At 37.5% G+C, this 24869-nt stretch carries 22 protein-coding genes; 13 read left to right on the top strand and 9 right to left on the bottom strand.

Going from position 1 to position 24869, the window contains the following annotated elements:
• Positions 1-196 precede the first annotated feature (196 nt).
• Positions 197-1633 (top strand): NADP-dependent isocitrate dehydrogenase, encoded by a 1437-nt coding sequence (locus FJ651_RS01715; RefSeq protein ID WP_140988664.1) that lies wholly within the window; start codon positions 197-199, stop codon positions 1631-1633.
• 217 nt (positions 1634-1850) lie between these two features.
• Here FJ651_RS01715 and rodA read toward each other — a convergent pair whose 3' ends face one another.
• From rodA to purH, 6 genes are all read right to left on the bottom strand, one after another.
• Positions 1851-3131, bottom strand: a complete 1281-nt coding sequence (gene rodA / locus FJ651_RS01710) for a rod shape-determining protein RodA (protein ID WP_394348076.1) — start codon at positions 3129-3131, stop codon at positions 1851-1853.
• A gap of 2 nt (positions 3132-3133) precedes the next feature.
• A complete protein-coding gene (locus tag FJ651_RS01705; protein ID WP_140988662.1) occupies positions 3134-5020 on the bottom strand; it encodes a peptidoglycan D,D-transpeptidase FtsI family protein in 1887 nt (628 codons plus the stop codon).
• On the bottom strand, positions 5017-5523 hold the full coding sequence (gene mreD / locus FJ651_RS01700) for a rod shape-determining protein MreD (RefSeq protein ID WP_140988661.1): 507 nt from the start codon (positions 5521-5523) through the stop codon (positions 5017-5019). Before mreD ends, FJ651_RS01705 begins: the two co-directional genes overlap by 4 nt.
• A 1-nt stretch (position 5524) precedes the next feature.
• The gene (gene mreC, locus FJ651_RS01695) at positions 5525-6337 is read right to left on the bottom strand and encodes a rod shape-determining protein MreC (protein ID WP_140988660.1); all 813 of its coding nucleotides are present in this window, start codon (positions 6335-6337) and stop codon (positions 5525-5527) included.
• 9 nt (positions 6338-6346) lie between these two features.
• Positions 6347-7375, bottom strand: coding sequence for a rod shape-determining protein (locus FJ651_RS01690; RefSeq protein WP_140988659.1), 1029 nt, complete (start codon positions 7373-7375; stop codon positions 6347-6349).
• Positions 7376-7438: 63 nt separating this feature from the next.
• The gene (gene purH, locus FJ651_RS01685) at positions 7439-8971 is read right to left on the bottom strand and encodes a bifunctional phosphoribosylaminoimidazolecarboxamide formyltransferase/IMP cyclohydrolase (RefSeq protein WP_140988658.1); all 1533 of its coding nucleotides are present in this window, start codon (positions 8969-8971) and stop codon (positions 7439-7441) included.
• A 139-nt stretch (positions 8972-9110) separates the two neighbouring features.
• Between purH and FJ651_RS01680 the strand changes: the two genes are divergently transcribed.
• A complete protein-coding gene (locus FJ651_RS01680) occupies positions 9111-10361 on the top strand; it encodes an ABC transporter permease (protein WP_140988657.1) in 1251 nt (416 codons plus the stop codon).
• Positions 10362-10404: 43 nt separating this feature from the next.
• On the opposite strand, the gene FJ651_RS01675 is transcribed toward FJ651_RS01680, so the two are convergent.
• A complete protein-coding gene (locus FJ651_RS01675; protein WP_140988656.1) occupies positions 10405-10899 on the bottom strand; it encodes a GAF domain-containing protein in 495 nt (164 codons plus the stop codon).
• Between the two features lie 91 nt (positions 10900-10990).
• Here FJ651_RS01675 and xrtF point away from each other — a divergent pair, with 91 nt between their 5' ends.
• From xrtF to FJ651_RS01620, 11 genes are all read left to right on the top strand, one after another.
• Entirely contained in the window at positions 10991-11551 is a 561-nt protein-coding gene (gene xrtF, locus FJ651_RS01670; protein WP_140988655.1) for an exosortase family protein XrtF, read from the top strand.
• Positions 11535-11966 (top strand): exosortase F system-associated membrane protein, encoded by a 432-nt coding sequence (locus FJ651_RS01665; RefSeq protein WP_140988654.1) that lies wholly within the window; start codon positions 11535-11537, stop codon positions 11964-11966. The genes xrtF and FJ651_RS01665 overlap by 17 nt, the downstream gene beginning before the upstream one ends.
• A 55-nt stretch (positions 11967-12021) precedes the next feature.
• On the top strand, positions 12022-12432 hold the full coding sequence (locus FJ651_RS01660) for an HYC_CC_PP family protein (protein ID WP_246085289.1): 411 nt from the start codon (positions 12022-12024) through the stop codon (positions 12430-12432).
• A gap of 92 nt (positions 12433-12524) precedes the next feature.
• Positions 12525-16346 carry an efflux RND transporter permease subunit gene (locus FJ651_RS01655; RefSeq protein ID WP_140988653.1) on the top strand — a complete coding sequence of 1274 codons (3822 nt, stop codon included), beginning with the start codon at positions 12525-12527 and terminating at the stop codon, positions 16344-16346.
• A 1-nt stretch (position 16347) separates the two neighbouring features.
• Positions 16348-17601, top strand: a complete 1254-nt coding sequence (locus tag FJ651_RS01650) for a TolC family protein (protein WP_216746055.1) — start codon at positions 16348-16350, stop codon at positions 17599-17601.
• A 92-nt stretch (positions 17602-17693) separates the two neighbouring features.
• The gene (locus tag FJ651_RS01645) at positions 17694-19442 is read left to right on the top strand and encodes an efflux RND transporter periplasmic adaptor subunit (protein ID WP_140988651.1); all 1749 of its coding nucleotides are present in this window, start codon (positions 17694-17696) and stop codon (positions 19440-19442) included.
• Positions 19443-19460: 18 nt separating this feature from the next.
• A complete protein-coding gene (locus FJ651_RS01640; protein WP_140988650.1) occupies positions 19461-19913 on the top strand; it encodes a DUF305 domain-containing protein in 453 nt (150 codons plus the stop codon).
• 36 nt (positions 19914-19949) lie between these two features.
• Positions 19950-20396: a heavy-metal-associated domain-containing protein gene (locus tag FJ651_RS01635; RefSeq protein WP_140988649.1), complete on the top strand. Its 447-nt coding sequence runs from the start codon at positions 19950-19952 to the stop codon at positions 20394-20396.
• A 71-nt stretch (positions 20397-20467) separates the two neighbouring features.
• Positions 20468-21187: a heavy metal translocating P-type ATPase gene (locus FJ651_RS01630; RefSeq protein ID WP_140988648.1), complete on the top strand. Its 720-nt coding sequence runs from the start codon at positions 20468-20470 to the stop codon at positions 21185-21187.
• Positions 21188-21189: 2 nt separating this feature from the next.
• A complete protein-coding gene (locus tag FJ651_RS01625; RefSeq protein ID WP_140988647.1) occupies positions 21190-22170 on the top strand; it encodes a D-cysteine desulfhydrase family protein in 981 nt (326 codons plus the stop codon).
• 35 nt (positions 22171-22205) lie between these two features.
• Positions 22206-22583, top strand: a complete 378-nt coding sequence (locus FJ651_RS01620) for a DUF2784 domain-containing protein (protein ID WP_140988646.1) — start codon at positions 22206-22208, stop codon at positions 22581-22583.
• A 111-nt stretch (positions 22584-22694) separates the two neighbouring features.
• Here FJ651_RS01620 and groL read toward each other — a convergent pair whose 3' ends face one another.
• Together groL and FJ651_RS01610 are read right to left on the bottom strand one after the other, a co-directional pair.
• Positions 22695-24326 (bottom strand): chaperonin GroEL, encoded by a 1632-nt coding sequence (groL, locus tag FJ651_RS01615; protein WP_140988645.1) that lies wholly within the window; start codon positions 24324-24326, stop codon positions 22695-22697.
• Between the two features lie 125 nt (positions 24327-24451).
• The gene (locus tag FJ651_RS01610) at positions 24452-24733 is read right to left on the bottom strand and encodes a co-chaperone GroES (protein WP_140988644.1); all 282 of its coding nucleotides are present in this window, start codon (positions 24731-24733) and stop codon (positions 24452-24454) included.
• Positions 24734-24869: the final 136 nt, after the last annotated feature.

The raw sequence follows: 24869 nt of genomic DNA, 5'->3' as shown, positions 1-24869 counted from the left end.
CTTTATTGGAATTGTTTTTATATTTAATATCCGATAATTGATTTTGTTTTAATTTGAAGTCTTAATTGAAAATTTGAGATGGAACTCTTTTTATATTTTGCATTAAAAATGTTTATGTAGTATATAAAAAACATAAATAAAACTATATTAATAATGGTTTTTAAATTTGCGCTAGTAAATCAAAAAACTATTATTTATGACAAGAATCACCGTAGCAAAAGGCGATGGCATTGGACCTGAAATTATGGATGCCACATTAATGATTTTAAAGGCCGCCGGAGCGCAATTAGAAATTGACGAAATAGAAGTAGGCGAAAAAGTATACTTAGCAGGTAATACCGCAGGTATATCAGACGAAGCCTGGGAAACTATTCGGAGAAATAAAATTTTTCTAAAAGCACCAATTACTACGCCTCAAGGCGGTGGCTACAAAAGTTTGAATGTAACCACAAGAAAAACTTTAGGCTTGTTTGCTAATGTTCGGCCATGTAAAAGTTTGCACCCCTTTATTGCTACCAAACATCCCGATATGGACTTGGTGATTGTAAGAGAAAACGAAGAAGATTTATATGCAGGTATTGAGCACCAGCAAACAGATGAGGTGGTTCAATGTTTAAAGTTAATTAGCCGCCCCGGTTGTGAAAAAATAGTTACGTACGCTTTTGAATACGCCCGTAAATATGGAAGGAAAAAAGTAACTTGTTTCACAAAAGATAATATTATGAAGCAAACAGATGGTTTGTTTCACAAGGTATTTGATGAGATCGCATCGCAGTATCCTGATATTGAAAACGAGCACTGGATTATAGACATAGGGGCCGCAAAAATGGCAGATACGCCCGAAGCTTTTGACGTTATTGTGATGCCAAACTTGTATGGCGATGTGTTATCAGACGTGGCTGCTCAAATTACTGGTTCGGTTGGTTTAGCTGGCTCTGCAAATATTGGTCATGACCATGCCATGTTTGAGGCTATTCACGGTTCTGCTCCGCGGCGTGCCGGACAAAATATGGCAAACCCATCTGGGTTATTACAAGGAGCCATTTTAATGTTGCAGCATATTGGCCAATCTGAAATTGCTGAAAAAGTACAAAATGCCTGGTTAAAAACTATGGAAGATGGCGTTCATACTTACGATATTTTTAAAGAAGGTGTGAGTACTCAAAAAGTTGGTACTAAAGAATTTGCTGAGGCTGTTATTGCTAATCTAGGACAAATACCAAAGACTCTTAAGAAGGTAGAACTTAAAAATTCGGGTGTTATTTCCATTCCAAGGCATGTGAGAAAACCAAAAGCCAAGAAAGAGTTGGTTGGAGTTGACGTTTTTGTGCACTGGGAAGGTACCAATCCTGATATAATAGCCGAAAAATTACAGAAAATGAATAATCAAACACTACAATTAAGCATGATAACCAATAGAGGCGTAAAAGTGTGGCCACAAGGATTTGAGGAAACCTTTTGTACAGATCATTGGCGATGCAGATTTAGTGTTGTAGATGGGAAAACGCCATCTAAAAGCGATATTATTGAGGTGTTGTCGAAGGCCGTAGAAGTTGATGTAGACACCATCAAAACCGAAAACTTATACATGTTTGATGGTGTTAGAGGTTACTCGTTAGGGCAAGGACAATAATTTGCGATCATTATGGATTATATTCTAACACAATTATATGTTGGTTTAGCGATTGTTGCAAATCTTATTTTGTTAAGAGTTTTGCAGCATCCTATAAAAAAGCCTAAGTTAAAATTTGCCGGTATTTTACTGTTATTGTTTTTACTGGCCTTAGGTTTGTTTATTTAATGGAATGAAACCATCGCCATTTAAATAAATGGTGGTGGTTTCTATTTTATTACCATTCATTAACTTTATTGGCGTCAAGCTTTATAAAAATAAAAATCATGATGGTAAAAGCCCAAAGCCCTGAGCCACCGTAACTAAATAACGGTAAGGGTATACCAATGGTTGGTATAAGTCCCATAACCATACCTATATTAATGGTGAAGTGAAAAAACAAAATTGAAGCCACACCATAACCATAAACCCGGCTAAATTGAGTTTTTTGTGATTCTGCTAAAAATAAAATCCTTACTATCAACAACACAAATACAATTACTACAAAGGCACTACCCAGAAATCCCCATTCTTCTCCTACGGTACTAAAAATATAATCGGTGTGTTGTTCAGGAACAAACTTGCCGGTTGTTCGCGTACCTTCCATAAAACCTTTGCCTTTTATTCCGCCACTGCTAATGGCTTTTTCAGATTCGTTTAAGTTATATAGGATGGTTTGACGCATTTCACGCAATTTTTCCGGGTCTTTTTCTAACCTTAACCAAAGTTCAATTCTGTCTTTTTGATGGGGTTTTAAAACAGTTTGGTAAACATATTTAACTGCAACAGACATAACCGAAATAAGCAAAAACACACTTATAAGTTGAATGATTTGTATTTTCTTCTTCCGAAGTAAAAAATAAATAGCCAGTATAATAGCTGCAAAAGTTCCTACGGTAATAAGTACGCCAAATTTAATTGATAATACAGCGATTAAAATTAAAACAATACCTATAATAAGATAGACCTGTTGTATTCCTTCTCTATAAAAAACAAAGAAAAATGACGCATATACTAACATGCTTCCGGTGTCGTTTTGCAATAGGATTAAAAGTGCAGGAATGGTAATGATTAATACGGATTTAATTTGATCTTTAATGGTCTTTAAGTCTGTTTCTAAGTCGCTTATGTATTTAGCAATGGCCAGGGCAGTTGCAAATTTGGCAAATTCTGCGGGTTGGATTGTAATACTGCCAATGCCATACCAAGACAAGGCGCCGTTTACTTCTTTACCAAAAATAAACAGTCCTACTAAAGACAATAAAGACACCAAATAAATAATGCTTGCAAAGCGTTCGTAAAATTTGGCTTCTATAGCCAATATAACTGCGATTAGACCGAAGGTTAAAAATATGTAAAGTAGTTGTTTGCCGTAAGGCTGATTTAGATCTAAATAACTAGTGATTTCGCCGGTTGTAGATGCCGATATAATATTGATCCATCCAAAAAACAGTAAAATTAAAAACAGTAAAATTGTTATCCAATCAAACTTAAAATGTCTCTTATGATCCGCTTGCACCATTATAAATCAATCACTTTTAAGGTAGTTTCGCGATTAATTTTAAAAGGTTGGCCAGAATAAGGTTTGGCATATTCATCTTCGAGAGAATGGGTTAAAATCCATTTTTCCATGTCTTTGCGAGTAATATCTCCTTTGATATATTTTTCTATCATTAAACTGGCAATTCTCCCTGCAAATCTGCTGCCCCAGTAACCGTTTTCTACAAATACGGCAATGGCAATGGTTGGATTGTCTTTTGGAGCAAAAGCAACAAAGATAGAGTGATCGGTAAGTTGTGTTTTTTTACCGTCTATGATGGCAAAATTTTCGGCAGTACCTGTTTTACCACAAATTTCTATTCCCGGAACTTGTAATGATTGCGCGGTACCTTTATTGTAAACATCAAACATTCCTTGAACAACCGGTTCAAAATGTTTGGCATCTATAGTTGTGTATTTTGGACTCTTAAAATTTTCATCGATTTCTTCGCCTTCAATAGATTTTATAATATGAGGTGTATAATAATAGCCTCTGTTACCAATGACAGCGACCATATTAGCCAATTGTATGGGTGTTGCTTCAACTTCACCTTGACCAATAGCGTTAGAAACCACATAGGTTGATCGCCATCTGCCTTTTCCATAACCACGGTCGTAAAAATCCCCATCGGGTATTCTACCTCGGCTCCCTACAGATAAATCATTATTCAGAAAACCGCCTAAGCCAAAACTTTTGTTGTGATTGGCCCAAATATTCATACCCTCTGCGGGATCCTTGTATTTATCAAGAATTTTTCTATATACATTTACAAAATAGGCATTACAAGATTGCGCTATCCCCGAATTCATGTTAACAGGAGAAGCGTGACTGTGGCAACCTGTTAAGCGCCTTCCGTTATAATAATAGCCCATGCTGCAACCAACAGTTTCACTTGTAGTAATAACGCCTTCTTGTAAACCAATGAGTGCATTCATTACTTTAAACGGTGAACCAGGTGCATACTGGGCTTGCAAGCCACGATCAAATAGCGGTTTTGCAATTGAATCTCTGTAAAGTTTAGTAAAATTAGCTGAACGTTCTCTACCAACCAATAAATTGGGATTGTATGTAGGCGAAGATATCATGGCTAAAATTTCACCTGATTTAGGATCTATAGCAACTATGCCACCACGTTTATGTTGCATGAGTTTTTCACCGTATTCCTGCAGTACAGCATCAATAGTTATTACGATATCTCTACCCGATTCGGGTAGGGTGTCAAAAACCCCATTTTTATAAGGTCCGATATCTCTGTTAAACCTGTCTTTTTGAATGAATTTAATACCTTTTTTTCCTCTTAAAATGTGCTCGTATGAAATTTCAACACCTTGTTTGCCTATTAAATCACCCATTTTGTAATAGTCATCTCTATCCATAATAGATTGATTAACTTCGCCAATATCGCCTAAAACATTAGCGCCAATTGAGGTTTCATAGGACCTGAGTGAGCGTTTTTGTATGTAAAAGCCTTCGTATTTTCTCAATTTTTCCTGGAGTGTTCCAAAATCTTCTTTTGATAACTGTGGTACAAAGACAGAAGGCAATCGCGGCGAATAATTTCTGGCACGGTTATAAATTTTAATAAAATCTTCTTTTGTAATATTGAGAAGATTACAAAATTCAACCGTGTCCAAAGGTTTCACTTCACGTGGAATCACCATTAAATCGTACGATGGTTGGTTCGCAACCAGTAATTTGCCATTTCTATCGTAAATATAACCGCGTTTTGGATAATCGTAAACTTTTCGTATGGCATTATCGTCGTAGATGTTATACTCGCTACTGTCGTATATCTGCAGGTAGAAGAGTCTCGCAATAAAAACGAAACCTACCAGAATTACAGATGTTAATAGCAATAATTTTCTCATTTTCGATTGGTGCTAAAAAGAATTTTGATGATTAAAATTACGACAATACTAAAAATTGAAGAAAATAAAGTTGATTTTAAAATTTCTAACCATAATTCTGAGTTGAAAAAGGCTAAAATAAAGACTACAAAATGATGTATAAAAACACCAATTGTAGTGTATATAAAAAAGTTACCTAAATCAATCTGATTGAATTTAATAGACTGATAGTCATATAACATTCCGAAGGAAAATTTTAATAAAGGGGGTCTTATATAAGCTAAAAAAACAGACGCAGCTGCATGAATACCTCCTGAATCTGAAAAGATATCTATTACAAAGCCCAAAAAGAAACTAATGAGCAGAAATAATACTCTGTTATTAGATGTAGGATATATCAAAATAAATAATATGTAAAGAAATGGATTGATATATCCTAAAAAATTTATGTGATTAAGCACCAATCCCTGAACGAGAACCAACAAAAGAAAAGATAATATTTTAACGGTTTGGTTGTTATTCATTTCAATTAATATCCAGAGATTTTATTTCTTCTGCTGCCTTGTTTTCAACAATATAAACGTGACCAATATTGGTCATATCATTAAATAATGTTACATCAATTGTATAGGTGTCGCCACCTTGATCAATTTTAAAGTTTGAAATAGCACCAATTAAAATACCTTGCGGAAATATTGTAGATTGTCCTCCTGTTACTATGGTGTCGCCAACTTTAATTTGAGCAAATTTTGATACGTCAACCATTTGAACCAATTCTGCCGATTTTCCATTCCATCTTAAGGAACCAATATGATTACTGTTTTTAAGTTGAGCGTTAATTCGGCTTTTGGTGTTTAAAACCGATTGTACTCTGGCGTACGATTTGCTGACATCATCAAGGATACCCAAAATACCTTGTGAGGTGAAGACACCAAAATCTTGTTTTAAACCTTCTTTTGATCCCTTATTTATGGTGATGTAATTATTTGGTAAGGCGTAACTGTTTTTATAAACCTTTGCGGTGTAAATATTATACATTCCTAATACTTCATCAATAGAATCTGAAACTACAATTTCTTGTTCAGGTAAGTTAGAGATGATTTGCCTTAAGCGTTCATTTTCTTCTAACAGCGCTTCATTTTGGCTACGTAAATTAAAATATTGCGTTACACCGTTTCGCCATTTAAATAAATTACCGGTAACAAAGTTGGTAGAATTAAAATATTTGCTTTGGTGATAACTATTATTTAGAATGGTAAGGGCAAGGCTAACGGCAAACAGCAAGATGAACATAAGAAATGTTTTATTTCTTAGTACAAAATTTACAATTTGTTGCATGCTAAGCTATTATTTTATAAGTATGCTCTTAAATTTGGCAAGGTTTTTAAGTGTAATTCCTGTACCTCTTACCACAGCCCGCAATGGATCTTCGGCAATGTAAACCGGTAAATCTGTTTTTTGAGACAGTCTTTTATCCAAGCCTCTTAACATTGAACCACCACCTGCCAGATATATACCGGTATTGTAAATGTCGGCCGCTAGTTCGGGAGGTGTTTGAGACAGTGTTTCCATTACAGAATCTTCAATTCTCAAAATAGATTTGTCTAAAGCTTTTGCAATTTCTCTATAAGAAATTTGAACCTGTTTTGGTTTACCGGTAAGTAAGTCTCTACCTTGAACGCTCATGTCTTCTGGAGGTAATTCTAAATCTTCGGTTGCTGCGCCAATTTGAATTTTAATCTTTTCGGCTGTTCTTTCACCCACATACAAATTGTGCTGTGTTCTCATGTAGTAAACAATGTCGTTTGTGAAAACGTCACCAGCAACTTTAACCGATTTGTCGCATACAATTCCACCCAGAGCAATAACAGCAATTTCTGTTGTTCCACCACCTATGTCAACAATCATATTCCCCTTAGGTTGCATAATATCAATGCCAATACCGATAGCCGCAGCCATGGGTTCGTGAATTAAATACACTTCTTTACCGTTAACTCGTTCACAAGATTCCTTTACAGCTCGCATTTCAACCTCAGTAATTCCTGATGGAATACAAACTACCATGCGTAGCGCAGGCGAAAACCATTTCTTTTTTAATGCCGGAATGTTTTTAATAAACATGCTAATCATTTCTTCCGAAGCAGCAAAATCGGCTATAACGCCATCTTTTAATGGGCGAATGGTTTTAATGTTTTCGTGCGTTTTGCCTTGCATCATATTGGCTTCTTGACCAACATGCGTAATTTTTCCTGTAACACGGTCTCGTGCAACAATAGAAGGTGCATCCACAACAACCTTGTCTTCGTGAATTATAAGTGTGTTGGCGGTACCAAGGTCTATGGCTATTTCTTCGGTGAAAAAATCAAAAAATCCCATGGGCTTTTAAAAATGAATTGAATGGTTAAGTTGTAAAACGGTTTAGTTGTAAAAGTAGTAAAATTAATGTTTAAAATGACGTATTCCGGTAAATACCATGCCAATATTATTTTTGTTGCAATAATCAATGCTCAAATCGTCTTTTATGGAACCACCGGGTTGGATTACTGCAGTAATTCCGGCGTGATCTGCAATCTCAACGCAGTCTGGAAACGGGAAAAACGCATCACTGGCCATAACGGCTCCTTTTAAATCAAAATTAAAGGATGTAGCTTTGTGTATAGCCTGATTCAAGGCATCAACGCGGCTTGTTTGGCCCGTACCACTGGCGCACAATTGCTTGTTTTTTGCTAAAACAATGGTGTTGGATTTGGTGTGTTTGCAGATTTTTGACGCAAAAATTAAATCTTCAATTTCGGTACTTGTCGGTTTTAAATTGGTAACATATTTAAGGCTTTCGGCATTGTCTGAAACCAAATCCTTATCCTGAACCAAATAGCCATTTAAACAGCTTCTAACACTGGTTTCAGGTAAATTAATATCTTTTTGAATCAATAAAATTCTATTCTTTTTTGACGTTAAAATTTCAGTAGCTTTATCTGAAAATCCGGGTGAGATAACCACTTCACAAAATAAATTATTGATAGCGCCGGCAGTTGGTTCGTCTATTGTTTTATTGGAAATGAGAATACCGCCAAATGCAGAAACCGGATCTCCTGCAAGGGCAGCGTCATAAGCTTCGATCAAAGTTGAACGCGTTGCTACGCCGCAGGCATTGTTATGCTTTAAAATGGCAAAAGTAGGTGCGTCGTTTTTAAACTCGTTCATCAGGTTGACGGCTGCATCTACGTCCAGTAAATTGTTGTAGCTTAATTCTTTTCCGTGAATTTTGGTAAATATGGCATCAAAATCTCCAAAGAAACTTCCTTTTTGATGTGGATTTTCACCGTATCGTAAGGTTTGACCTTTTGTTTCGCTTATTTTTAATGAATTATCTGAACTGTTTCCTTTTAGATAATTATAAATAGCAGTATCGTAATGAGAAGATACATTAAATGCCTTGGATGCAAATTTGGCTCTTTCTTCTTTGGTGATTTGGCCTTGATTATTCTTTAAAATTTCGGTAAGATCGCTGTAATCTTCAACTGAAGCAATACAGGTAACATCTTCGTAATTTTTAGCCGCAGCTCTGATGAGTGAAATACCACCAATATCAATTTTTTCAATAATATCCTGATGGTCTGCACCTGATGCCACTGTTTTTTCAAACGGATATAAATCTACAATTACCAAATCAATTTGAGGTATGTTATAAGTTTCTATTTCAGCAATATCACTATCAACATTTTGCCTGTTTAAGATACCTCCAAAAATTTTGGGATGTAATGTTTTTACGCGACCACCCAGAATAGAGGGATATGATGTTAAATCTTCAACAGCAACTACCTTATAACCTAAATTTTTAATGAAGGTTTCGGTACCACCTGTTGAATACATTGTGACATTTAGCTTATCTAAAATGGCTAATAACGGTTCTAATCCTTCTTTATTAAAGACCGATATTAAAGCCGAATTTATTTTTTTGGGATCACTCATGATGTGTTCTTGTGTTTTAAGTTGCAAAAGTACATATTATAACAAACAGAGTTTAATGAAATCTCGCACTTTATTCAATAATTTTGTAACAATCAATTGTTGAAAACGTCCTATTTTTAACCCGTTAAAAGTTTGGTGTATGATTATCTATTTAAGAGTGCTGGCAGAAAGTTTCTCTTTTGCAGTCAGTGCTCTGGTAAATAATAAGTTAAGAACGTTTTTATCTTTATTGGGCGTTACAGTTGGTATTTTTTCTATCATTGCTGTTTTGGCGGCGGTAGATTCTCTGGAGAGAAATATAAAAGAAGGACTTTCAGGATTAGATACCAATACCATGTATCTCACAAAATTTTCGTTTGGCCCAACAGATGTCCCAAGGTGGCAGCGAGATAATTTTCCTCAAACCGAATATAAAGATTTTGACTTTGTAAGACGAAATGTATCAGATATTGGAGCAATTGCTTTTGCAATTTTAGGTGGTTCTGAAACGGTACGCTACGGAGGTCAAACTTTAACAAATGTTGGTGTTACTGCCATAACAGACGGCGTCTATCAAATTGAAGATTTAAAAATTGCAGAAGGCAGATTTTATACCGAGGCCGAATCTGAAATTGGTGCGCCGGTTATTGTTTTGGGTCATTCGGTAGCCGAGAATTTATTTGAAAGTGAATATCCAATTGGAAAAGAAATTAGAGTTTACGGAAGAAAACTTCAGGTGATAGGTGTTTTGAAAAAATATGGTTCCGGACTTTTTGAATCACCCGATGACAAAGCCTATGTACCCGTAAATTTTGTTAGGCAATTTAAAACCGGAGGTGCTCAAGGACTACCGGGAGCCATCATTATAACACCTGCTAAAGATGTTGATATTAATGCCTTTGAAGCTAATTTGGTACAAAATATCCGCATTTTTAGGGGTTTAAAACCTGATGAGCCTGATAATTTTTTTATCAATAAAATTTCGGGATTTACCCAGTTTATTGATGGTATTATTGCTACCATGAATTTTATTGGATGGCTCATCTCCGGATTTTCTTTGCTGGTTGGTGGTTTTGGTATTGCCAATATTATGTTTGTGAGCGTTAAAGAACGCACCAATATTATTGGTATTCAAAAATCTCTTGGTGCAAAAAATAAGTTTATCTTACTTCAGTTTTTATTTGAAGCTGTTATTTTAGCACTGGTTGGTGGCCTTATAGGTTTATTTTTAGTTTGGATTGCCACATTAGTAGCGTCTCAATTCACCGGAGAATTTGAGTTTGTACTGTCCTTTGGAAATATGTTTTTAGGCTTTTTACTGTCTTCAGTAATTGGGCTTATTTCCGGAATTATTCCGGCAATCTCGGCGTCAAAATTAGATCCGGTGGAAGCTATCAGAACTGGTATTTAATCAGTAATTTATTTAGAAGCTATTGGAGAACTATACTCGATACTCATACTTTAATTAAAAAGTTTTGGTTTAAATAGTTGCTGTTCTTTAATACTTTTGCTACTTCCTTACATACAAATTCTAAAAAACGCTCATCGGCTTCCGTAAACGGATTTATGGTATTTGAATCTATGTCGATTTGTCCAATATTTTCGCCATTGATAAAAATCGGTACTACAATTTCGGCCTTCACGGTCATGCTACAGGCAATATAATTGTCTTGAGCCTTTACATCAGGTACTACAAAATTTTGATTGCTTACGGCCACTTGCCCGCAAATTCCTTTTCCAAATGGAATGATAGTATGGTCTGTAGGCTCGCCAACATATGGTCCCAATTTCAGTTCTTGTTTGTCGCCATTTCTAAAGTAAAATCCAACCCAATTGTAGTATTCAATTTTGTTTGAGAGTAATTGGCAAATTTGAAAAAGTTTATCAGATACTTCAATTTCGGATTGTTTACTAATTTGCTTTACTTGTTGCTTAAGACTTTGAAACATGGAGATGTGTTTTTTTGCAAAAGTATTTAATAGGTCGCTAGCTTAAATTTAAATTTGGCTAACTTTAACACATCAAAAATAGTACTGATATTTGAAAGATATTTTTAAAAAATATAAACTGGTCATAAAATTCATTGTTTCATTTGCAGTTGTTTATGGTTTGATGACCCTTTCTTATAAGTTTTATCTCGATTTAAGCGATGGTTCTAAATATTACCCTGATTATGTCACTAATCTTGTTGCAAAGCAAAGTAAGTTGTTAATTAATGGGTTAGGCTATAAGGCTGAAATTGCTCCACATGAGATGGAACCTTCAATGAAACTTATAATCAACAACAAATTTGTGGCACGTGTGGTAGAGGGTTGTAATTCGGTAAGTGTGATTATTCTATTTCTGTCTTTCGTTATGGCCTTTTCGGCCTCAGTTAAGAGTACCTTTTTGTTTGGTTTGGCGGGCAGTGTGTTAATATATGCAATTAACTTATTTAGAATAGCCGTTTTAAGTATAGGTTTATATCGTTATCCGTGGCGAAGCGATTTGTTGCATACAGTTGTATTTCCTTTAATTATTTACGGACTGGTTTTTGTGCTATGGATGCTATGGGTTTATTATTATTCTAAACAACAAAAATCTTATGTTAAATCCGCTTAGAATAGTTTTAATCTTAATGCTCTTCGGATTGTTAGTCCTGGTAAGGGTTTTTGAGCATGAATTATTTTATGATCCGTACCTGCTTTTTTTTCAAAATGACTATTTGTATATGGATTTTCCCCGAAGAGAAACCTTTAAGTTAATCATGTTTACAACACTTAGATATGTTATTAATAGTAGCATTTCAATTGGTGTTATCTACTTGTTTTTTAAAGATAGGGGTGTGGTACATTTTTCATTCCTCATCTATGTGTTGGCATTTTTAATTTTTTTGATGCCTTTTTTATACTTTGTAATTAACCCAAGACAAGAAGATTACTATTTGTTTTTTAATATCAGACGTTTTTTGATTCAACCCATACTTCTTTTAATCTTGCTGCCGGCTTTTTACTATCAAAAACTTAAAACCAAATAGTTAAGCTTTTTCTAAAAAATACGTTGTATTAAAAAATTACCTATATTTGCATGTTATGACTCCTGTTTTTCAGAAAATAATGAGCCCATTAATGGCGCTTTTAGTGCTGTTTTCCACGATGTCTTTTACTGTGGATATGCACTATTGTGGTGGGCATTTGGTGGATAAGGCCATGTTTTCTGAAGTCAAAAAATGCGGGATGGAAAAGGATTCCAAAACCACTGGTGATACCTTTAAAAAAGCAAGTTGTTGTGAAGACATCACTATCACAGTGGAAGGTCAGAAAGAGTTAAAGGTTTCTTTTGATAAACACGAATTGCAAGCCCTACAGTTTGCCTTACTCTTTAGTTACTCATACTTCAATCTTTTTGAGCCGCTTTCTGAAAAGCATATTCCCTTTGACGACTATTCGCCGCCTCGAATCACATTAGATCGAATTGTTCTTAACGAAACATACTTAATCTGATTTTAAATTTTAGTCTGCCTACTTTACTAGGCTTATTGTAGGTTTTTTAAAACCATGCAATTGTTTGTTACTAAAATTCAAATTCAATTTTTATGTTTTCAAAACTCATAAAATACTTTTTACACAACCGACTGGTTACAGTTATCTTGCTGCTGTTCTTTATAGGATGGGGCATGGTTACCGCTCCTTTTGACTGGAATACAGGCTTTCTTCCCAGTGATCCTGTTGCAGTTGATGCCATTCCTGATATAGGTGAGAACCAACAAATCGTTTTTACTGAATGGCCCGGAAGGTCGCCTCAGGATATTGAAGACCAGATTACCTATCCGCTTACCTCTTCATTGTTGGGAATTTCAGGGGTTAAGTCCATTCGAAGTACATCTATGTTTGGCTTCTCCAGTATCTACATCATCTTTGAAGAAGGGGTGGAGTTTTACTGGTCGCGCAGCCGTGTGCTGGAAAAACTTAGTTCGCTACCTGCTGGTTTGTTGCCGGATGATGCACAGCCCACCCTAGGCCCTGATGCTACAGCACTTGGACAGGTGTTTTGGTACACCCTTGAAGGTCGCGACCGGGATGGCAATGTCACCGGTGGATGGGATCTTCACGAAGTGCGAAAAGTACAGGACTACTATGTAAAACTCGGTTTAAGTGCAGCAGAAGGTGTTTCAGAAGTGGCATCCATAGGAGGTTTTGTACAGGAATATCAAATTGATGTCAACCCTGATGCCCTCAGGGCTTACAACCTCGGTATTGATATGGTGATGATGGCGGTAAGAAACTCCAACCGTGATGCCGGCGCCAAAACTTTAGAGATTAACAAGGTGGAATACCTGGTGCGAGGTTTGGGATACATCAAATCCATCGAAGACATTGAAAATACCGTTGTTTCACAAACGGACAACAAACCGGTTTTAATTAAAGATTTAGGAAAAGTTGCCCTGGGTCCTGCTGAGCGCCGTGGTGTGCTTGACAAGGGTGGCGCTGAGGTTGTTGGTGGCGTAGTGGTGGCGCGTTATGGATCCAATCCGTTACAGGTCATTGAAAATACAAAGCTAAAAATAGCGGCGATGGCTTCAGGGATGCCTGAAAAAGTGTTGGCTGACGGAACGATTAGTAAATTAACCGTCGTTCCTTTTTATGACCGCACCCAGCTGATCAATGAAACGATTTCCACCTTGGAACACGCGCTCTCTCACGAAATCCTCATTAGTATTATTGTGATTATTGTGCTGGTTCTCAATTTGAGGGCTTCGCTACTGATTTCAAGTTTGCTGCCCATAGCGGTTTTAATGACCTTTATAGTGATGCGGTATTTTGGGGTGGATGCCAATGTGGTGGCGCTTTCAGGTATTGCTATTGCCATTGGTGTCATGGTCGACGTCGGGATTGTGTTTGTCGAAAATACGGTTCGGCATCTCGAGCTCCCTGAAAATCTTGAAGCGCGTGGCAAAAAATTATTGAATGTCATCTATAAAGCAACCATCGAAGTGGCGCCTGCAGTGACCACCGCCCTGGCAACCACAGTGGTGAGTTTTCTGCCTGTGTTCTTTATGGAAAATGCCGAAGGAAAACTGTTTAGGCCACTGGCATTTACCAAAACCTTTGCTCTTGTGGCATCTTTTATTGTGGGGATTGTTATTTTACCGATGCTTTCTTATTACGCCTTCAACTTTAAAGTGAAAAAAGAAAAATGGAAACAATTTTCTAACGTGTTGTTGATTGTCTTGGGTATTGCCTTGTGGTTGTATTTCAGTTTTTGGTTGCCCTTGGCACTAACAGCAATAGGAATTTTAAAAATACTTGAAACCAAAAAACCGGAAGTCTTAGGGAAAAATACTTCCCGAATCATTCTTGGGTTAATTCTCGCAGTTACAATTTTGTTTTTAACCCAAGAATGGTTGCCCCTTGGGTATCGCAATTCGCTGGTATCTAACTACATTTTTGTATTGGTATTGCTAGCGTTTATATTGATCATCCTTTTCAGTGTAGTAAAATACTACAGCCATATACTCGCTTGGTGCCTCGAAAACAAAGGAAAGTTTTTACTTCTTCCCCTGGTGACTATTTTATTTGGAGCAATGATCTGGATTGGTTTCCCTAAACTATTTGGATTTGCTGCCACTGGTTTTGACAAGGTCGGGGTCAATATCCGAGCAACAGCCGCGTGGTCAACCATGGCACATACGTTTCCGGGGGTGGGTAAAGAGTTTATGCCTTCACTAGATGAAGGAAGCTTTTTACTCATGCCAACGGCGATGCCTCACGCAGGTATGGAAGCTACAAAAGACATCCTTCAGAAGCTCGATATTGCTGTTACTTCGATACCCGAAGTGGAAATAGCCGTCGGTAAGCTTGGTCGCATTGAAAGCGCACTCGACCCGGCACCCATATCGATGTATGAAAACGTCATCAATTACAAACCGGAATATGCTTTAGATGCTAACAGTAAACCGCTAAAGTTTAAAACAGACAAGGAGAAAAGGTTTGTATTGAAATCGGGTGATACACTTTCTAATGAGGAGGTATTGAACAATGGATTTTCAAATTCCTATTTAATCGAAGATAAAGACGGAGCATATTTCAGAAACTGGCGGGAGCACATAAATAGTCCTGATGATATTTGGAATGAAATTGTAAAAGTAACACGCTTGCCAGGAGTGACTTCAGCACCTAAATTACAACCCATTGAAACGCGTCTGGTGATGCTACAAACAGGAATGCGGGCACCTATGGGCATTAAAGTGTTTGGCCCGGACCTGCAAACTATCGAAGATTTTGGCTCCCAATTGGAAGCCTTGCTCAAGGAAGTTCCTTCAGTAAAAACCGAAGCCGTTTTTGCAGACAGGATAGTGGGCAAACCCTATCTTGAAATAGACATCAACCGTCCGGCGATTGCCCGTTATGGTCTGAGTATTGAAGAGGTGCAAAGCACAATTGAAACCGCTGTGGGAGGGATGGAAATCACAACCACAGTAGAAGGAAGAGAACGATTCCCCGTGCGAGTGCGTTACCCAAGGGAACTGCGCGATGATCCCGAAAACCTGAAAAATATATTAGTGCCCACAGGAAATGGAGCTCAAATCCCTCTAGGCGAACTAGCAGAAATCAACTATGTGCGTGGACCGCAAATGATTAAGAGTGAAGACACCTTCTTGGTAGGCTATGTATTATTTGACAAAAAAGCCGATTATGCTGAGGTGAATGTGGTTGAAGATGCACAAAAATACATCGCCAGTAAAATTGATTCAGGCGAATTAATAGTGCCGGCAGGCGTGAGCTACACCTTTTCCGGAAATTATGAAAATCAGGTGCGTGCTATGGAGCGTTTGGCCGTTGTGATCCCTATCAGTTTGATTATTATTTTCCTTTTGCTGTATTTTCAGTTCAAAACCATTATTGCTTCATCCATCCACTTTTCGGGTGTATTTGTGGCGTTTGCCGGTGGTTTTATAATGATTTGGTTTTACAGTCAAGGTTGGTTTATGAACTTTTCAATTGCCGATATGAATATGCGCAACCTCTTTCAAATGGGCACTATCAACCTGAGTGTAGCGGTATGGGTTGGGTTTATCGCCCTCTTTGGAATTGCTACAGATGATGGGGTCTTGATGGGGACATACATCCATCAGGTATTTGAAAAAAACAATCCGCAAACCGTAAAAGCGGTGCGAGATTCTGTGATGGAAGCCGGTTTAAAACGAGTGCGACCAGCAATGATGACCACAGCGGTAACCATAATTGCACTTTTACCGGTATTGACCTCCACAGGAAAAGGTTCAGACATTATGGTGCCTATGGCCATTCCCATTGTGGGTGGTATGGTCATTCAGATTATGACCATTTTTGTAGTGCCGGTATTACAGGCTTCTTGGAGAGAATCTGTTGTCAAACATAATGAAACCATTGAATAAGATGAAAGCAACGTTTAAATATATAATTTTAGTGGTGTTCGTGCTAAGTATTGGAAATCAGTTCGTGTATTCACAAACCTTAGAAGATTACCTTAAAGAAGCAGCCGAAAACAACCCGGAGCTAAAATCCAGTTATGCAGGCTTTGAAGCCGCTTTAGAAAAAGCGCCGCAGGTAGCGAGTTTGCCAGACCCAAGCCTAAGTGTAAGTGCCTTTGGACGTATGATAGAAACCCGTCTTGGAGCTCAGGAAGCTAGGTTTTCATTGGTGCAAATGTTCCCGTGGTTTGGTACGCTGAAAGCGCAAGAAGATGCCGTAATAGCTGCTGCTCAGACACGGTTTTATCAATATATTAATCAACGTAGTTTGTTATTTGTTCAGGTGAAATCCCGTTATGCTGAACTGTATGCGCTGGAAAGAATTATGGCGCTGAAAGAAGAAAATTTAGCCATACTCGAAAACTATCGCGAACTGGCCTTAAGTGGTTTCAGAAGTGGCAATGCACCTATGGTGAATGTGGTAAAAGTAGATATGGAACGCGAAGCGTTAATCACCGAAATCGAGTTGTTGAAAGACAAAAAGAAACCAATGGAAGTTCAATTCAACCTGCTTTTAAATCGGGAGAAAAGTTTAAGTGTTCCCATTCTGGATTCGCTAAATCTGGAACAAAACCTTTCTGTAATGAAAGAACCGAAAAATGAGCCTCTATTTGAAAAACATCCCACTTTGGTGGCATTAGAAAGTGAAAAGTTGGCTTTAGACAGTCGTATTACCGCCATTGAAAAAGATGGTTTACCAAAATTTGGTGTAGGAATAGATTATTCAATTATTTCTAAACGTACCGATGCCAATCCGGAAAATAACGGGCAAGATGCCATTATGCCGATGGTTTCGGTAACGCTTCCCATTTTTCGAAAAAAATACAGAGCAGCAAAAAAGGAAGTGGAATTTATGCAAGTGGAAGTAGCGGCAAGACGAAAAGCACAACAAAACAATTTGGAAAGCAGCTTTCAATTAACACGCTATGAGCTGAATCAGGCAGAAAAACTGTTAAAACTTTATAAAAGTCAACTTGAGCGTATCAATCAAGCTACGCGTTTGTATGTTGCCGGTTTTGCGAACAATACGGCCGACTTTGAAGAAATATTAACAATGAACCAACAAAAAATACTAATACAAACCCAACAGTTGGAAGCCTTGAAAAATGGCTTTATAGCTCAGGCACAACTGGAATACTTAGGTTATAAAACAGAGTAATTATGAAATGCCCATTAACAAAATGGTAAACCAACCGAAAATGATTTTGTGGGCATTGCATCTGACCTTAAAAAAACAATAAATATTAACAGATGAAAACAAAAACTAAAAATAGAATACAAGCAATTGCCATTCTGGCACTGGGGTTATTCCTAGGCTGGTTGATTTTTGGCGTAAGTGGTACCACCGAAAATGAGCATAACCATCAAGAACTTGCCGGAGAGACCATTTGGACCTGCTCGATGCATCCGCAAATTCAGCAGTCAGAATCGGGTGCTTGCCCGCTTTGTGGAATGGATCTCATTCCTTTGGAAGAAGACCAAGGAGGAGATCCTACGGTCTTCGTAATGAGCGAAAATGCCCTGCGTCTGGCGAATGTGAGCACAATGATTGTAGGAACCGACAATGCAGAACGCACCATTCGTTTAAACGGAAAAGTGCAGGTAGACGAGCGCAATTCCTATTCTCAAACCACTCATATTCAAGGAAGAATTGAACAACTGCGCATCAATTTTACAGGGGAAAAAGTTTCCCGAGGACAAACCCTTGCACAAATCTATTCGCCGGAAATGGTCACTGCCCAACAAGAGTTGTTACAGGCATACGTCATTCGTAACTCACAACCCGAACTTTTTGAAGCGGCCAAAACCAAATTGCGTAACTGGAAAATTAGCAATGCACAGATTGATCAAATCATTGCCAATCAAAAACCGTTAGATCGTTTTACCATTCAAGCCGATGTAAATGGGGTAGTTACCAAAAAGAATGTAGAATTGGGCGATTATGTAGAACGCGGAATGTCACTCTATGAAATAGCCGATTTAAGTAAACTCTGGGTATTGTTTGATGTATATGAAAGTCAGATGAACTGGGTGAATGAAGGGAGTAAGATTACTTTTACGGTGAATTCGCTCCCCGGGGAAACCTTTGAAGGAACCATTTCTTTTATAGACCCCTTAATGAACGCACAAACACGCGTCGCAACGGCACGCGTTGAAGTCAACAACAAAGACGGAAAGTTAAAGCCTGAAATGTTCGTGTCGGGAACGGTACAAGCAGCATCCAGACAAACCGTTGAAAGCGAGATGATCCTGCCCAAATCGGCTATTTTATGGACTGGAAAACGCGCCATCGTGTATGTAAAAGAGGGTAATGGATTTGCCTTGCGGGAAGTGAATTTGGGGTCTGCATTGGGCGAAAATTACATCGTGAAAAGTGGTTTGTCTGAAGGTGAGGAAGTGGTGGTTAATGGCGCATTTACCATAGATGCAGCGGTGCAACTTTCCGGAAGACCCAGTATGATGAGTCCGCAAGGTGGGCGTGTTAATACAGAACACAATCACGGAGATTCCGATTTAGAAAAGGTGCCAAATATTTCGGAAAAAGTAAAACTTACGAACGATGCAAAAATAGCACTGCAGCCCCTTTTTAAAAATTACTTCTCTCTGAAAGAACATTTGGCTGAAGATAATTTTGAAAATGCTCTGATATCAGGAAAGAACCTCAAGGATGCTTTGGGCAAAGTCAACATGAAGTATTTTGAAGGAAAGTCTAACGATGTTTGGATGGCTTTCGATAAACAAATGAAAACAGCCTTAGAGTCGGCAAACGATCAGAAGAAGATTGAAGGTTTTCGTTCACAATTTCAAACAATTTCAGATGTACTCATTCAGTTTATCGAACAAACAGGTCCGTATGATGATGTAATTTATGTACAGCACTGCCCAATGGCAAACAATAATCAGGGAGCCGACTGGCTAAGCCTTTCAAAAGAGATAAAAAATCCGTATTTTGGAAGTGTGATGCTTCGTTGTGGTGAAGTGACTGATAGTATACAATAAAATTTTAAAACAAAAACAATGAACAAGTATCTAAAATTTGCCTTGATGATGGCTACCTCCTTTGTGATTATGTATGCCGTAATGTTCTTGAATGTAGCCAGTAGCGACCATTTGATGCTCAGTACCATGCGCGCTTACATGACGCTTCTGATGATCGCACCTATGGCAGTAGTAATGCTGTTATATATGTGGGGTATGTACAAAAACAAAAAATTCAACGTTTTTATTTTAGTGGTTTCAGTGATTGGATTTGGAGTAGTGTTTTCCATGATGCGCAATCAAACCGGGATATCGGATGTGCAGTACATGAAGGCGATGATACCGCACCATTCTTCAGCAATTTTAACAAGTGAAAATGCCAATTTAAAAGACCCGGAAACCAAAAAACTGGCAGAAGATATCATTGAACTACAAAAAGAAGAAATCGCTTTGATGAAAGCATACTTAAAGCGAATAGAAGAGAATAATTAAATTTGAAAGCAATTAATAACCCTTTAATTTAAAACCATGAAAAAAGTAATGTTAAGTATCGCCGTTGTAGCGATGATAGGAATGACTTCCTGCAAAAACCAAACAGAAGAAAAACAAGAAAACACAGAAGTGACTGAAGAATTGAAAGAAATAGCCATGGCCGAAACCACCTTTGGCGTGCGAGGCAACTGCGGAATGTGCAAAAAAACCATTGAAAAAGCTGCCGCCAATGTGGATGGAGTCATCAAAGCTGACTGGAGTATCGACTTGAAAAAAATTAATGTGGCTTATGACGATTCCAAAACCGATGAAATGACCATTCACAAGGCCATTGCAGCATCGGGTTATGATACTGATCAAGTGGCTGGAAGCAAAGAAGCTTACAAAGAATTGCCCAACTGCTGCCAATATGACCACGAAATGGAAATGAGTCTTACCGAGCCAATTGAAGGCCAAGGCAGTAACCATCATGAAGTAGAATAAACACCCAAGCCCACTCCTAATTAGAGTGGGTTTTTCAATCAAAACAATCAAAACAATCAAAATTTAAAAAAATGAAACATGACTATCATATATCAGGAATGACCTGCGAAGGCTGTGCAGCAACAGTAAAAAATGAACTCGAAAGTGTATCTGGAGTCACCAACGTGGAAGTTCGTTTAAAAGATAATGCTGCAACGGTCACAATGAATCAGCATATAGAGACAGACATACTGCAAAATGCCTTGTCTAAGAAGTATCAGCTTTCAGAAAAGTCATCTAATAATGTTTTTTCCTCTGCGACATTAACTGAGCCTGAAAAATCTAAGCTTCAACAATTAACCCCTTTATTTCTTATTTTAGTATACATTACAGCGGCTTCCATTTTGTTGAATTACAAAGAGTGGAATCTCGGCGAAGCGATGTTTGACTTCATGGGCTTGTTTTATATTGTTTTCAGCTTTTTTAAAATGTTGGATTTAAAAGGCTTTCCCGAATCATTTAAAATGTACGATCCTTTGGCGAAAATAATTCCGGCCTATGGTTGGGTGTATCCATTTATTGAAACGGCTTTAGGTATTATGTTCTTAATGCGAATTGAATTGGATATTGCCCTAATAACCACCATCATTGTATTGGGTATTACCACCATTGGTGTTACAAAAACCTTGTTAGATAAAAAATCAATTCAATGCGCTTGTTTAGGTACAGCATTGAAATTACCAATGACCCAGGCCACCTTTATTGAAAATGCGATCATGCTGGTCATGGCATTTTGGATGCTTTTTAAATAACTATGATACCATTTAACAGCATATTACTCGGATTTTATCCAACGCCTTTGACTATGTTAACGTCATTAACAAGACATTTGGCCGGTCCTGAAATATATATCAAAAGAGACGATCTCACAGGCCTGGCTTTTGGCGGCAATAAAACAAGAAAGTTGGAATTTTTATTAGGAGATGCAAAGTCTAAAAATTGTGATACCATAATAACCGCAGGTGCACAACAATCAAATCATTGTCGGCAAACGGCTGCTGCTTCGGCATTGTTGGGAATGGAATGTCACTTGGTTTTGGGCGGAGAAGAACCGAGTGATTTTAATGGCAACTTATTATTAGATAAATTGTTTGGAGCGCACCTTCATTATTGCGGTAATCTTAGAAAAGGAGAGAAAATCCCTGAAATTGTTGAACAACTTAAATCCAATGGAAAAACACCTTACATTATTCCTTATGGTGGTTCTAACAGTATTGGAACTTTGGGTTTTGTTGGGGCAGTTGAAGAGCTTAAGATTCAAATGAAAGACAAGTCTTTGCAATTTAGTCATATTATATTTGCTTCTAGTTCCGGTGGTACACATGCAGGCCTAATGGTTGGTAAAGCGCTTTATAATATAGATACCGAAATTTTAGGAATCGGTATAGACAAAGATGAGATAGAAGGTATGACACTTGAAAAATTTATTGTAAAGTTGGCCAATACAACCGCTCGAAAACTCAATTTAGAAATGAAGTTCCATAAAAATGACATTTATTTAAATAACAATTATTTAGGTGAAGGCTACGGAATAGTAGGCGAAGCTGAAAAAGAAGCTATTGATTTACTCGCTCGTTCTGAAGGCATTTTACTCGATCCCGTTTACACGGCAAAGGCGATGGCCGGTTTAATTGATTTGATAAGAAAACAACAATTTGACAAGAAAGATAAGGTGTTGTTTTGGCACACAGGAGGCACACCGGCGTTATTTCCGTGTGCATCTAAATTGGTTTAGATATTAACACTTTAAACAGAATATTAGAATCAATAATGAATACTTTTTGGCTCCATGTTTTAAATTATTTCTTTTTCGGTTTTCATACAGTATTGATTGTTTTTAACCTTTTTGGCTGGTTGTATCCCAAAACCCGAAAGTTGCATTTGTACAGTTTGTTAATTACCTTGTTTTCGTGGGGTGTATTGGGGATATGGTATGGCTTTGGTTATTGCTTTTTAACCGATTGGCATTATCAGGTGTTGCGTGAATTAGGTGAAACAGGAATGCCAAATAGTTATATTGCTTTTTTAATTGAAAAACTTACAGGCTGGTTGCCCGAGGCGAGACTTGTTAATACAATTATTATAGTACTTACTGTAATGGCTTTTATTGGCTCGGTATGGGTTAATTTTTTTAGAAAAAGAAAGTGATACTAACACGTGTATTTATTTATAAATTGAAATTTCAGATTAAAAAAAACCCTTTCAGAGGTTTAAACTCTGAAAGGGTTTGATAATTTATTGAAAAAGTTTCAATTTCTCTTACATCATTCCCGGCATACCGCCGCCCATTCCGCCTGGCATGGCCGGTGCATCTTCTTTAATATCTACCAAAGCACATTCTGTAGTAAGAATCATACCGGCAACCGAAGCCGCATTTTCTAAAGCTACACGTGTTACTTTTTTAGGATCGATAATACCGGCTTGGTGCATGTCAACATATACATCGTTTTTGGCATCGTAGCCAAAATCTTTTTTCCCTTCTAGTACTTTATTGATAACCACAGAGCCTTCGCCACCTGCGTTTTCAACGATTGTTCTTAAAGGTGCTTCAATGGCTTTGTTCACAATTTGAACACCGGTAGTTTCATCTAAATTAGCGGTAGTTAATTTTTCGAGTACTTTTTTCGCGCGTACCAAAGCAACACCACCACCGGCAACAATACCTTCTTCAACAGCAGCTCTGGTTGCATGAAGTGCATCGTCAACACGGTCTTTCTTTTCTTTCATTTCAACTTCAGAAGCAGCACCGATATAAAGTACAGCAACACCACCGGCTAATTTAGCCAAACGTTCTTGTAGTTTTTCCTTATCGTAATCAGAAGTGGTAGTTTCAATTTGAGTTTTAATTTGATTCACCCTTGCTTTGATATCGGTAGCTTTACCAGACCCATTTACAATAGTTGTGTTATCTTTATCAATGGTAACAGTTTCAGCAGTACCTAACATATCTAAGGTAGCATTTTCAAGAGTAAATCCACGATCTTCAGAAATAACAGTGCCGCCGGTTAAGATGGCAATGTCTTCTAACATCGCTTTGCGTCTATCGCCAAAACCGGGTGCTTTTACAGCCGCGATTTTTAGACCACCACGTAATTTGTTAACCACTAAAGTTGCTAAGGCTTGTCCTTCAACATCTTCAGCAATAATTAATAAGGGTCTTCCAGATTGCGCAACCGGTTCTAGGATTGGAAGAATTTCTTGAAGATTAGAAATTTTCTTGTCTATTAATAAAATGTATGGATTGTTTAATTCGGCAACCATTTTATCTGCATCGGTTACAAAGTAAGGTGATAGGTAACCTCTATCAAATTGCATACCTTCAACAATATCAACATAGGTGTCTGTTCCTTTTGCTTCTTCCACAGTAATCACACCTTCTTTTCCAACTTTTTGAAATGCTTGAGCAATGAGTTCGCCTATAGTATCATCGTTATTGGCAGAAATAGAGGCAATTTGCTTTATTTTATCGGTAGAATTACCAACTTTTTTGGCTTGTTTTTCTAATTCTTCAACAATAGCTTGGACTGCCTTGTCAATACCGCGTTTTAAATCCATTGGATTGGCACCGGCGGCTACATTCTTTAAACCTTCTTTTACGATGGCTTGTGCTAAAACGGTAGCGGTTGTAGTACCATCACCCGCTAAATCGTTGGTTTTTGAAGCTACTTCTTTTACCATTTGTGCACCCATATTTTCAAGTGCATCTTCTAATTCTATTTCTTTTGCAACCGTTACGCCATCTTTAGTAACTTGTGGCGCGCCAAACGATTTGCTGATAATTACATTACGACCTTTTGGTCCTAAGGTTACTTTAACTGCATTTGCCAATGCGTCAACGCCGCGTTTTAAACCATCGCGTGCATCAATATCGAATTTTATGTCTTTTGCCATAATTTTTATTTTTTTGTACCCGCGGAAGCGGGTATCTCGTTAATAAATTGTTTTGCTTTTTTATTGAATTAGATGAATATCTAAGCTGAAATTTAAATTAGTCTTGTCTAATCTGAGATTCCTGTTTACGCAGGAATAATTGCTAAAATATCGCTCTCACGCATCATCAGGTAATCTTTACCTTCTAATTTTAGTTCGGTGCCTGAGTATTTGCCATACAATACGGTATCTCCAACTTTAACGGTTAAAGGTTCGTCTTTTTTACCGCTGCCAATGGCAATAACTTTCCCTTTTTGTGGTTTTTCTTTTGCGTTGTCAGGAATGATGATTCCTGAAGCTGTTGTGGTTTCAGCTTCCATTGGTTCTACAAGAACTCTGTCTGCTAAAGGTTTAATTTTTAAAGCCATATTTTGTTATTTTAATTTAAATGGTTAAACATTTGTTCGGTTTGCTAAGTAGCTAATAATATGCCATTGTTCTATTACTGACAAAGTTTCACGACGAAGTTTTTTGGTTTGAAAAAAATGTCAGTTTCCCGGAAAA

This window comes from Paucihalobacter ruber (assembly GCF_006494535.1).
GTDB lineage: Bacteria > Bacteroidota > Bacteroidia > Flavobacteriales > Flavobacteriaceae > Paucihalobacter > Paucihalobacter ruber.
Note: the sequence above shows the minus strand (reverse complement) of the source record. Positions and strands in the feature narration are given on the sequence as shown.

Coding starts and splice junctions, on each gene's coding strand:
- FJ651_RS01715 (WP_140988664.1), top strand. CDS start 197: ATGACAAGAATCACCGTAGCAAAAGGCGATGGCATTGGACCTGAAATT.
- FJ651_RS01705 (WP_140988662.1), bottom strand. CDS start 5,020: ATGAGAAAATTATTGCTATTAACATCTGTAATTCTGGTAGGTTTCGTT.
- mreD (WP_140988661.1), bottom strand. CDS start 5,523: ATGAATAACAACCAAACCGTTAAAATATTATCTTTTCTTTTGTTGGTT.
- mreC (WP_140988660.1), bottom strand. CDS start 6,337: ATGCAACAAATTGTAAATTTTGTACTAAGAAATAAAACATTTCTTATG.
- FJ651_RS01690 (WP_140988659.1), bottom strand. CDS start 7,375: ATGGGATTTTTTGATTTTTTCACCGAAGAAATAGCCATAGACCTTGGT.
- purH (WP_140988658.1), bottom strand. CDS start 8,971: ATGAGTGATCCCAAAAAAATAAATTCGGCTTTAATATCGGTCTTTAAT.
- FJ651_RS01680 (WP_140988657.1), top strand. CDS start 9,111: ATGATTATCTATTTAAGAGTGCTGGCAGAAAGTTTCTCTTTTGCAGTC.
- FJ651_RS01675 (WP_140988656.1), bottom strand. CDS start 10,899: ATGTTTCAAAGTCTTAAGCAACAAGTAAAGCAAATTAGTAAACAATCC.
- FJ651_RS01665 (WP_140988654.1), top strand. CDS start 11,535: ATGTTAAATCCGCTTAGAATAGTTTTAATCTTAATGCTCTTCGGATTG.
- FJ651_RS01660 (WP_246085289.1), top strand. CDS start 12,022: ATGACTCCTGTTTTTCAGAAAATAATGAGCCCATTAATGGCGCTTTTA.
- FJ651_RS01655 (WP_140988653.1), top strand. CDS start 12,525: ATGTTTTCAAAACTCATAAAATACTTTTTACACAACCGACTGGTTACA.
- FJ651_RS01650 (WP_216746055.1), top strand. CDS start 16,348: ATGAAAGCAACGTTTAAATATATAATTTTAGTGGTGTTCGTGCTAAGT.
- FJ651_RS01645 (WP_140988651.1), top strand. CDS start 17,694: ATGAAAACAAAAACTAAAAATAGAATACAAGCAATTGCCATTCTGGCA.
- FJ651_RS01640 (WP_140988650.1), top strand. CDS start 19,461: ATGAACAAGTATCTAAAATTTGCCTTGATGATGGCTACCTCCTTTGTG.
- FJ651_RS01635 (WP_140988649.1), top strand. CDS start 19,950: ATGAAAAAAGTAATGTTAAGTATCGCCGTTGTAGCGATGATAGGAATG.
- FJ651_RS01630 (WP_140988648.1), top strand. CDS start 20,468: ATGAAACATGACTATCATATATCAGGAATGACCTGCGAAGGCTGTGCA.
- FJ651_RS01625 (WP_140988647.1), top strand. CDS start 21,190: ATGATACCATTTAACAGCATATTACTCGGATTTTATCCAACGCCTTTG.
- FJ651_RS01620 (WP_140988646.1), top strand. CDS start 22,206: ATGAATACTTTTTGGCTCCATGTTTTAAATTATTTCTTTTTCGGTTTT.
- groL (WP_140988645.1), bottom strand. CDS start 24,326: ATGGCAAAAGACATAAAATTCGATATTGATGCACGCGATGGTTTAAAA.
- FJ651_RS01610 (WP_140988644.1), bottom strand. CDS start 24,733: ATGGCTTTAAAAATTAAACCTTTAGCAGACAGAGTTCTTGTAGAACCA.